Source organism: Micromonospora sp. AMSO1212t (assembly GCF_008868145.1).
In the GTDB taxonomy this organism is placed as follows: domain Bacteria; phylum Actinomycetota; class Actinomycetes; order Mycobacteriales; family Micromonosporaceae; genus Micromonospora; species Micromonospora tulbaghiae.
In genome coordinates this window covers 1-457 of the sequence record NZ_WBKS01000307.1, presented here as the reverse complement: position 1 = coordinate 457, position 457 = coordinate 1, and the positions used below count along the sequence as shown (strand labels likewise).

The 457-nt window shown below is 56.7% G+C and carries 1 protein-coding gene; it reads right to left on the bottom strand.

Annotation, left to right across the window (positions count from 1 at the left end):
* Positions 1–418, bottom strand: a 418-nt coding sequence (locus F8279_RS29915; protein WP_225853471.1) for a hypothetical protein, incomplete at its 3' end; no start/stop codon positions are given.
* Between the last annotated feature and the right edge of the window lie 39 nt (positions 419–457).

The following is a 457-nucleotide window of genomic DNA, read 5'->3' as shown; positions in this document are numbered from 1 at the left end:
CCGTTCTCTTGCCTTCGATAACTGCCGTCAGATGACGATCAGCGCCTTCCTCCCCGACACGGTCGAAGATCAACTTGAGGCAGTAGGCCGCCTGCAACCCCACACGATCAGCACTTTCTGCCATGCGCTCTAGAATGGCTCTCGGCAGTGCGTTCAGCGAAAGAACCTTGCTGACGTATGCCTTGTCTTTGGTGACCTTCTCAGCCAGCGAATTTTGATCCGCGACCACCTGTTGCTCGATCAATTGCTGCCACGCAATCGCGTCATCGAAGATTGACTGCCGCTCGTGGTCGTTGTTCGCTCGGTAAGCCGTGGTGTAGAGGTCGATGGGCAGTACGTCATGACGTTCTTCGGCATCGATGTGCGTCTCGCCCAGCGATCTCTTCGCACGCAGCCGACGCTCGCCGTCGATGATCACATACTTGCCAGGGAACTGAGGTAGGCGCGTGAACTTGAT